Source organism: Amycolatopsis sp. CA-126428 (assembly GCF_002904335.1).
Lineage (GTDB): Bacteria > Actinomycetota > Actinomycetes > Mycobacteriales > Pseudonocardiaceae > Amycolatopsis.
The window spans coordinates 41,555-50,205 of the sequence record NZ_PPHF01000013.1; the positions used below are offsets into that span (position 1 = coordinate 41,555).

The following is an 8,651-nucleotide window of genomic DNA, read 5'->3' on the forward strand; positions in this document are numbered from 1 at the left end:
GGAGTTCGCCCGTGCTCGTCCGCACACTTGACGAGATCACCGACACCGACGCCGACATCAAGACCGAGAACTGGCGCAGCAAGCGGATCATCCTCGCCAAGGAGGGCGTCGGCTTCTCGGTGCACGAGACCACGCTCTACGCGGGGACGGTCAACGACTTCTGGTACGCCAACCACATCGAGGCGGTGTTCATCACCTCCGGTGAGGGCGAGATCGAGGACCTGGCCACCGGCAAGGTGTACGAGCTCAAGCCCGGCACGCTGTACCTGCTCAACGACCACGACAAGCACCAGGTCCGGCCGAAGACCGAGATCAAGTGCGTGTGCGTGTTCAACCCCCCGGTGACCGGCCGCGAGGTGCACGACGAAAACGGCGTGTACCCGCTGATCACCGAGGACGCGTAAGCACCGGAGAGTAAACAGGAGGGGAAGCCCGTGACGCTGACGGACACCCGGGTCGACGACGCTTACCCGACCCGGATCACCGGTACGCCGGAGCACCTGCCCCGCGTGCACCCCACGGTGTGGGGTACCGAAGCCGACGGCCCGATCGACGCCGCCACGCTGGCGAACCACGAGACCAAGGGCTACACCGTGGTCGACGACCTGCTCTCCGTCGGGGAGGTGCAGACGTACTGGCAGGAGCTGGTGCGGCTGTCCTCCGACGCGGAGCTCGCCCGGGACGAGCGCGTGATCGCCGAGGCGAAGACCGGTGAGGTCCGGTCGATCTTCGACGTCCACGAGCTCTCGGGCCTGATCGCGGAGCTGGTGCGCGACCCGCGCGTGCTGGACCGGGCGCGGCAGCTGCTCGGCTCCGAGGTGTACGTCCACCAGAGCCGGGTCAACTACATGCCCGGCTTCAAGGGCACCGGGTTCTACTGGCACTCGGACTTCGAAACCTGGCACGCGGAGGACGGCATGCCGTCGCCGCGGGCGGTCAGCTGCTCCATCGCGCTGACTGACAACCACCCGTTCAACGGCGGCCTGATGATCATGCCGGGTTCGCACCGGACGTTCGTCCAGTGCGCCGGTGAGACGCCGGACGACAACTACAAGAGCTCGCTCAAGGACCAGCGGGTGGGCGTGCCGGGCGAGGACGACATCACGAAGATGGCGGCCGAGCACGGCATCGACCAGTTCACCGGCCAGGCGGGCTCGGCGCTGTGGTTCGACTCGAACATCATGCACGGCTCCGGGAACAACATCACCCCGTACCCGCGCTCGAACATCTTCCTGGTGTTCAACAGCGTGGAAAACGCCCTGCGGGAGCCGTTCGCGGCCGGCACGCCCCGGCCCGCGTTCATCGCCGGCCGTGATTCGACGCCGATCACGCGCTGAGTCGTCCCGGGGGCCTCGGAACGCGAGAAGATCCTGACCCGCCGGTGACCGGCCCGGTGCGCCCTGTTACCGTGTCGCCACCGCGCGGGTGTGTGGCCCGTGCAACACGTCTTCGCGGACGACCGGCGGCGGGTACTTCGCTCGGGGTGAGCTCACCCGCCCGGTTGCCCTCGGTGGCGGACGGGCGGACGGCCCCAGGCGGCCCGGCCGGGAGTTTTGACGGCGACCCCGCACCACCGGATCGGGACCGGTGGTGCGGGGTCCTGTCATGTCGGCGTCAATCGCAGGGGCGCGGTACCCCCGCTGCGGATTCCGCCGTGTCCGGGATATGTCCTGGTCCCGGCCCGGTGGGGCGGTATTCGCCGGCGGGCCATCACGGTAGGTTGATTTTTCCGGCGGGGGCGACGCCGGGGACACCGTGGACCCGGGGAGGTGGGCGCGAGCATGGCCCAGACCCGGCTCCAGCTGCTCGGCCCCGTTCAGCTCTTCCACGGCGACGAACCCGTCCCGATCGGCGGCCCCGGGGTCCGCGGCCTGCTCGCGCTGCTGGCGTTGCGGCCCGGCAAGGTCGTCGGCCTCGACGAGATCATCGACGCCCTGTGGGGCCACGACCCGCCGGCGACCGCCCGGACCATCGTCCACGGCAACGTCTCCCACCTGCGGCGCATCCTGCGCGACCTCGACGGCCCGCGCATCCTCACCACCCCGCCGGGCTACCGGCTGGACGTCGAGCCCGACCTGATCGACGTCCACCGGGCGCGCACGCTGCTGGACCGCGCGTCACTGGCCACTCCGGAGGCCGCCGCCGCGCTGCTGGCCGAGGCGCTCGCGCTCTGGCAGGGCCCCGCGCTGGGCGGGGTGCCCGACTCCCTGCGCGCCCCCGAACTCGAGGACCTCCGCCTCGCCGTGCACGGCGCCCGCGTCGACGCCGACCTCGAACTCGGCCGGCACGCGGAACTGATCGTCGAGCTCAGCCCGATCGTCCGGGCCGATCCCCTGGCCGAGCGGACCGCGGGACAGCTGATGCGGGCGCTGTACCACGCGGGCCGCCGCGGGGACGCGCTCGAGCTGTACCGGACGGTCTCCCGCGCGACCCTGCGCACCCTCGGCGTCGAGCCCGGCGCGGAGCTGCGCTGGCTGCACGAGCGCGTCCTCAACGACGACCTCCCGGCGCGGGACGTCGTCGCCCCGGCCGCCGGCGCGGAGCCGGCGAAAGCGATTTCGCAGCTGCCCGCGGCGGTGCCGAACCTGGCCGGGCGCGCCGAGGAACTGGCCTGGCTCGACGCCCTGGTCACCCGGGCCGAAGCCGGGCAGACGACGATCGCCGTGGTCAGCGGGACCGCCGGGGTCGGCAAGAGCTCGCTCGTCGTGTGGTGGGCGCACCGGGTCGCGCCGCGGTTCCCGGACGGCGTCCTGTTCGCGTCGCTGCGCGGCTTCGACCCGCACCACCCGCCGCTCGAGCCGGCCGAGCTGCTCACGCAGTTCCTCCTCGGCCTCGGCGTCGACACCGCGAAGATCCCGGAGCTGCTGCACGAACGCGTCGCGCTCTACCGCTCGCTGATCGCCGGGCGGCGGATGCTGGTGCTGCTCGACGACGCCCGCACCGCCGAGCAGGTGCGCCCGCTGCTGCCGCCGAGCGCGCGGACGATGACGGTGGTGACCAGCCGCTCGCGCCTCGACGGGCTCGCCGTGTCGAACGCGGCCAAGCAGCGCGTGCTCGGCACGCTCGCGCCCGACGACGCCGTGGCGCTCATCGAGGAACTCGCCGGCCCGGCGAGCCTCAACCACGCCCTCGCGCGGCTCTGCGGCTACCTCCCGCTGGCGTTGCGGATCGCCGGCGCGCGGCTCTCGGCGAGCGCGCAGCGGACCGCGGAGGAGCTCGTCGACGAGCTCGGCAACGAACGCACCCGGCTCGCGGGGCTGCAGGTCGACGGCGCCGACGACAGCGTCCGCGCGGCGTTCGACGTCTCCTTCCGCGGCCTGCCCGGCGAAGTCGCGCAGACGTTCCTGCAGCTGGGCGCGGTGCCCGGGGTGATGGTCGGGCCGCACGTGATGGCCGCGGTCGCGCAGATCACCGTGGCCGAGGCCCGGCGGCGGTTGCGCACGCTGGCCGCGCACAACCTCATCGCCGAGACCGAGCGGGACGTCTTCGTGCCGCACGACCTCGTCTGGCTGTACCTGCGGGAGCTCGCGGAGCAGGAACTCGGCGACAAGGAACGCGACGAAGCGCTCGGCTGGACGGTCCGCTACTACCAGGCGGCAGCCGACCGGGCGCGGCGCCGGCTGGGCCGGGTCGCCGACCCGCTCGACTTCTCCGACGTCCTCGCCGACGACGTGCTGCCGCCACTTCCCGGCTTCGCCGAGGCGCACGACTGGTTCGCGGCCGAGTGGCCGAACCTGCTGGCCGTCCTCGACGCCGCGTACACCGCGGGCCGGCACGACGACGTGTGGCGGCTGGCTCGGCTGGCCCACACCTACCGCGTCGCTTGCCCGCTGCTGGACGAGTGGATGCGGATGGCCGACCTCGGCGTCGCCGCCGCCGAAGCCGCGGGCGACGTCGAGGGCCAGTGCTGGCTGTGGCTCGCGCGGTGCGAGATCGCGCTGACGTTCGAGCTGCCGGGGTCCGGGCTCACCGACGCCGAACGGGCGGCGGAGCTGTCCGCCGCGTCGGCCGACCAGCGGCTGCGGACCTCGGTGGACCTGCACCTCGGGCGGGCGCTGAGCCGGCTCGGCGAGCACGAGCGGGCCATCGAACGGCTGGCCGAGGCCATCGCGAACGCGCCCGACGTCACCCTGCGCGGGCAGGCCCTCAGCAGCTGCGCGCAGGCGGAGAAGCGGGCGGGCCGGCTGGCCGACGCGATCGCCCACCAGCGCGCCGGCCTGCGGATCGACCGCGAACTGGGCGACGACGTCCAGGTCGTCGTCTCCCTGGACAAGCTGGCCGAGCTCAGCCTGCGGATCCGGGACCTCGAGGCCGCCGAGCGGTACGTCTGGGAAGCGATCGACCTGGCGATCAGCCGCGAGTTCGTCGCGCGGGAAGGGACGCTGCGGCTGACGCTGGGCCGGGTGCTGCGGGCCCGGGGCGACATCGACGGCGCGCGCGAACAACTGGCGTTGTCGGTGCGCATTTACGAGCGCGTGCACCCGAAGCTCGTCGGCGAGGTGCGCACCGAACTCGCCGATCTCCAGTGACGGCTTTCCCGAACTGCGGCCGTTCGGAATTTCATTGCGAATGGGTCACGGCCGGTGCCTGTGCGCTGAATCCTTAGTGGATTCTTAGTGGGCGCGGGCGGTGTCCGCGTAGGTTCGGCGGTGCCGGCAGAGCCCTAGGGGAGGGGCAGGCTGAGACGCCGGTGCCAGGCCCCGCGCGGGAAACCGCCGCGGGGCCCGGAGCCGCCAGGAGCGGCTCGTGGCGGCCCGGCCGGCCGACGTGGGGGTAGGCCGGCCGGTCGCCAGGCGGCGTTCCCGCGCTTGGCTCAGCCGACGTTCGCCGTGCAGAGCGCGATCGTCGTCCCGCTGTTTTCCGCGACCTTCTTGCCGTCGACGAGAATGGCGCACTTGATTTCGTTGCTGACCGTCGCATTGCGGGTGTCCGCGGTGAGCGTCAACAGGTAGGAGCCATTGTTGTAGGACGCCTGTCCCTGCCAGGCGTCGGTGCTGGCGGGCGCGTTTTCGGTGCGCTGGTCGTTGAGGCTGCCGTAGCGCACGGTCGCGCCGCCGGCGGAGGTGACCTGGAAGGTCACGGCGTGCTTGTCGGTGGCCACCGCGGGGAGGTGGAGCCCGGACTCGCCGCCCCCGAAGAAGGTCGAGTACAGCAGCATCCCGGCCGTGGTGAGCAGCGCGGCGGCGGTGACGGTGGTGGCGGTGATCGCCACCCCGCGGTCGCCCACGGTGCCCTTCTTGGCCTGGACCAGCCCGGTGATCGCCAGGATCAGCCCGATCCCGCCCAGCGGCCACGCGACGAACTCGACATCCGGGACGAAGGTGACGACGAGGGCCGCCACACCGAGCAGCAGGCCGGCGATCGCCAGGATGTTCCGGGCGGGCTTCGCATTGGCTTGACGACGCTCCGTGGCCGTCACCGGCGGCGCGGGCCGGCCGTGGCGCGCGGTGGCCGGCGGGTACTGCGGGTCGGTCATCATGCGAACCCCTTCGGGTGGGAGTGCGACGACGTTAACCCATAAGTGTGGCCCAGAACGAAATTGTTACATTCTGGAAAAAGTCATTGTCCCACCATTTGGGGTCAGGTATCGATATTTCCTGACATCGCGGGCATGGTGTGGCCCGATGATCAATGGGAAGAATATCGGAGTTCCCACTGTTCGACGCGGCCTTTTGCGACCTCGCAGCGGGTATCGTAAATATCCTACGGTCATCCGGGCACCGCCGTGAGGCCTACGACGACCGTCGGTACCGGCGTTCAAGACGAAAGTCGTATACCGGACTTCTCAGTCGAAAAGGCTTACTTCCGGGGTGATTTCGAGCAGTTCGAAGACGGGCCGGCCACGTCGTCCGTCGATCGTCGTCGTGCGCACGACGCGTAACCGGGCTGTCACCGGACGGTCGAGGTTCTCCTTGATCTGGTCGAGCAGGTCCGGCGCCACCGCGCCCTGGATCGTGCCGCCCGACTCGCGGTCGAGGTAGAAGATGCGCCGGCGAGTGCGGACGCCGTCGAGCCGCCCGCGGACCGTCTCGTAGCCGACCTCCTCGCGGGACTCGCGGAGGCTGCCCTGCAGGATCCGCGCCTGCTCGGTGGTCATGCTGCGGGTGACCTGCTCGCCGGCGGTCGGGGTCAGCGCCATCCCGATGCCGGCGTTCTTCGCGACGGCGTTGACGATGTCGCTCACCGCGTTGCGGACGGTGTCGCGCTGGAGCAGCACGGCGTCGAGCGCGCCGTCGTCCGAGCCGTTCGCCGGCAGGAAGTCGCACAGCTCCTTGACCGCGCGCTCGGACAGCGTCTCGATGCCGTCGACGATCAGCGCGTCGTCGGAGACGTCGAGCTCCGGGAAGCCGAAGAAGATCGCGTTGCCCGCCTGGCCGCGCTGGATCAGCGGCGCCTTGTCCCGGTCGGTCTGCTGGACCTGGGTGACCTCGCCGGACGGGTTCCGGATGATGTGCCCGATCTTCGCCGTCGCGTCCTGCAGGGCGCGGCTGATGTCGGAGAAGGTGTACGCGTCGATGGTCTGCTCGCCGATCACCGACACGTGCAGCAGCGGTGAGCGGGACGTCCGCTCGAACTTGGCGTTGGCCGCCATCGCCGAGGCGCGGGCCAGGTCGTCGAGCCACGTGCCGCCGGGGATTTCGTCGGCGATGCGCCGGAACTCGTTCCTCACCAGATCATCTCCGGGTAGCCCCTGCCGCCTCGGGCCCAGACCTCGGCCCACACGTCTTCGTCGCCGGGGCGGCACAGGAAGCCGTCCAGCATGCCGCCGACCGGCTGCACCTGGTCGAGGTACATCGCCGGCTGCCCGACGATCACGCCGCGCAGCGTGAGCAGGCCGTAGAGCGCGGACCGGCCGGCGTCGTCGAGCCGCTTGAGCGCGCCCCACTCGTCCGGGATGAGGACGACGTCGAGGCTTTGCGGCGGGTGGGCGGTGCGGGTGATCAGCTCGCCGCCGATCCAGGCGCGGCCGGACGGGATGATCCGCCGGGCGACGCCGAGGTAGCTGTTGAGCGCGCTGAAGAGGATCTCGCGGTCGTTCTGGTGCGGGGCGTCGAACACCAGGCGTTCGTAGACGTCGGCGAGGTCGCCCGCGTGCCGGCCCGGCGGCAGGACCTGCTGCGACGTCCAATGGGGGAGCGCCACTCCACCCCCTCCTCAGCCTTCGCTCACAGTGCGTAGCCGAACTTACCAGGATGGGTGTCAGCCACCGCGCCCAGGCTGGTGCCACTGCCGGGTCGCGTCCGGCGGCTCTTCGGCCTGCGGCCAGGCGGGTTCTTCTTCGGTGGGCCAGTCCTCGGCCTGCACCCCGCGCTGCGGTGGCAGCGGCAGGTGTCCTTCGCGGTGGCCGACGGGAGCGGCTTCTTCGTCGTCGTGGACCTCGGTGCGCGGCTCGGGCGCATGCTGCGCCCACGCGGCGGGGATGAACTGCGTCTGCTCGGTCGAAAGAGGCGGCGGCGGCTCATACGGCGGCGCTTCGTCCTCGAACTCGGCTTCCCGCGCCGCGGGCTCGGGCCGGGGCCGCGGGGCGGCGCGCAGCACGAGCCACGACGTCACCGCACCGAGGGCGAAGGCGACGATCAGCCACAGCCAGATCTGCCCGAACAGCCAGAACATCAGCTCATCACCCCTCAAACGACCGTGATCTCGACACGCCGGTCTTCTTCGCCGCCGGTGGCCGGCCGCGTGTCGCCCAGCCCCCGGTAGGTCACGCGGTTGATCGCCAGCCCGTTGGCGGTGAGGATCCGCGCGACGGCCCGGGCGCGGTCCCGCGAGAGCTTGAGAGCGGCGCTCTCGCCACCGGGCCCCCGGGCGACGTGCCCGGTGACCCGGTACCGGAAGCCGGCGGGCGCCTTGGCGAGAGCGATCGCGACGCTGCGCGCGGCCTGTTCGCCGTCCGGGGTGAGCTTGGCCGTGTCGGGCTCGAAGGCGATGGGCGCCTCGGTGAGCAGCCGGTCGATCTCGGCCTGCACGCCGGCCTTGTCGGTGGGAGGCGGAGCGGTGGTGCTGGTGGTCGGCGGCGGACTCGACGTGGTGGCGACGGTGGTCGGCGGCGGCGGGCTCGGGGTGGCGCTGCTGGGCACCACGGGGGTGACATCGCCGTTGACCTTGGCGGCGCGGACCCCGTCGACGTTTTGCACGATTTCGAGGGCTCTGAGCGCTTGGCCGGGCGGGAAGCCGCTGAGCGTGGCATCTCGCCCGTCGAAGCGGACATCCCCGGTGGGGAGCCCGGCTTCGAAGAGGGCGGTCTGGGCCCGCGCGGCCAGGTCCCGTTCCATGCTCCCGGACCGGGCCCAGGTGGCGACCCCCGCGAGCAGCGCTGTGACCAGCACCGCAACCGGGACCACGAGGATCCAGCGCCGACGCATAAGGGGACTGTAAGCCGGGTGCCGCGGGTTGGCGACCTGAATCCGGGTGGTGATCCACAAGTTGTCCCCAGGTAAGTCGACATGTGGACAACTCGGGGGATCGTGATCGGCCGGACACTTTCCGTCGGAGTCGGTCGGTAGGCTGGAGACGGGTGGTTCCCCCAGGGAGGGCGGGCCAGGTTCGGGGGCCGGTTGGCCGGCGGGAGCATCATCCGCAGCGGGCAGCGGGCAGCGGGCAGCGGGCAGCGGGCAGCGGGCAGCGGGCAGCGGGCAGCGGGCAGCGGG

Annotated in this window: 8 protein-coding genes; 3 read left to right on the forward strand and 5 right to left on the reverse strand. The window is 71.6% G+C overall.

Annotated elements, in window-relative coordinates:
• Positions 1 to 11: 11 nt before the first annotated feature.
• The 3 genes from C2L58_RS03275 (at position 12) to C2L58_RS03285 (ending at position 4,529) form a co-directional block, all read left to right on the forward strand.
• The gene (locus tag C2L58_RS03275) at positions 12 to 404 is read left to right on the forward strand and encodes an ectoine synthase (protein ID WP_003071625.1); all 393 of its coding nucleotides are present in this window, start codon (positions 12 to 14) and stop codon (positions 402 to 404) included.
• A 30-nt stretch (positions 405 to 434) separates the two neighbouring features.
• The gene (gene thpD, locus C2L58_RS03280) at positions 435 to 1,337 is read left to right on the forward strand and encodes an ectoine hydroxylase (protein ID WP_103335702.1); all 903 of its coding nucleotides are present in this window, start codon (positions 435 to 437) and stop codon (positions 1,335 to 1,337) included.
• Positions 1,338 to 1,781: 444 nt separating this feature from the next.
• The gene (locus C2L58_RS03285) at positions 1,782 to 4,529 is read left to right on the forward strand and encodes an AfsR/SARP family transcriptional regulator (protein WP_103335718.1); all 2,748 of its coding nucleotides are present in this window, start codon (positions 1,782 to 1,784) and stop codon (positions 4,527 to 4,529) included.
• Positions 4,530 to 4,813: 284 nt separating this feature from the next.
• Here the strand turns inward: C2L58_RS03285 and C2L58_RS03290 are convergent, their stop codons facing one another.
• The 5 genes from C2L58_RS03290 to C2L58_RS03310 all read right to left on the reverse strand — a co-directional run bounded on the left by C2L58_RS03290 (position 4,814) and on the right by C2L58_RS03310 (position 8,366).
• On the reverse strand, positions 4,814 to 5,479 hold the full coding sequence (locus tag C2L58_RS03290; RefSeq protein WP_103335704.1) for a hypothetical protein: 666 nt from the start codon (positions 5,477 to 5,479) through the stop codon (positions 4,814 to 4,816).
• A gap of 306 nt (positions 5,480 to 5,785) precedes the next feature.
• Complete coding sequence (locus C2L58_RS03295; protein WP_043782686.1) at positions 5,786 to 6,670, reverse strand: hypothetical protein; 885 nt, start codon at positions 6,668 to 6,670, stop codon at positions 5,786 to 5,788.
• Entirely contained in the window at positions 6,667 to 7,143 is a 477-nt protein-coding gene (locus tag C2L58_RS03300; RefSeq protein ID WP_103335705.1) for a DUF6932 family protein, read from the reverse strand. Before C2L58_RS03300 ends, C2L58_RS03295 begins: the two co-directional genes overlap by 4 nt.
• A gap of 57 nt (positions 7,144 to 7,200) precedes the next feature.
• Positions 7,201 to 7,614, reverse strand: coding sequence for a hypothetical protein (locus C2L58_RS03305; RefSeq protein WP_103335707.1), 414 nt, complete (start codon positions 7,612 to 7,614; stop codon positions 7,201 to 7,203).
• Positions 7,615 to 7,628: 14 nt separating this feature from the next.
• Positions 7,629 to 8,366 (reverse strand): OmpA family protein, encoded by a 738-nt coding sequence (locus C2L58_RS03310; protein WP_233225523.1) that lies wholly within the window; start codon positions 8,364 to 8,366, stop codon positions 7,629 to 7,631.
• Positions 8,367 to 8,651: the final 285 nt, after the last annotated feature.

Excerpts from the sequence above, each read along its gene's own strand:
- C2L58_RS03285 (WP_103335718.1), top strand. The coding sequence starts at position 1,782 with ATGGCCCAGACCCGGCTCCAGCTGCTCGGCCCCGTTCAGCTCTTCCAC.
- C2L58_RS03290 (WP_103335704.1), bottom strand. The coding sequence starts at position 5,479 with ATGATGACCGACCCGCAGTACCCGCCGGCCACCGCGCGCCACGGCCGG.
- C2L58_RS03305 (WP_103335707.1), bottom strand. The coding sequence starts at position 7,614 with ATGTTCTGGCTGTTCGGGCAGATCTGGCTGTGGCTGATCGTCGCCTTC.
- C2L58_RS03310 (WP_233225523.1), bottom strand. The coding sequence starts at position 8,366 with ATGCGTCGGCGCTGGATCCTCGTGGTCCCGGTTGCGGTGCTGGTCACA.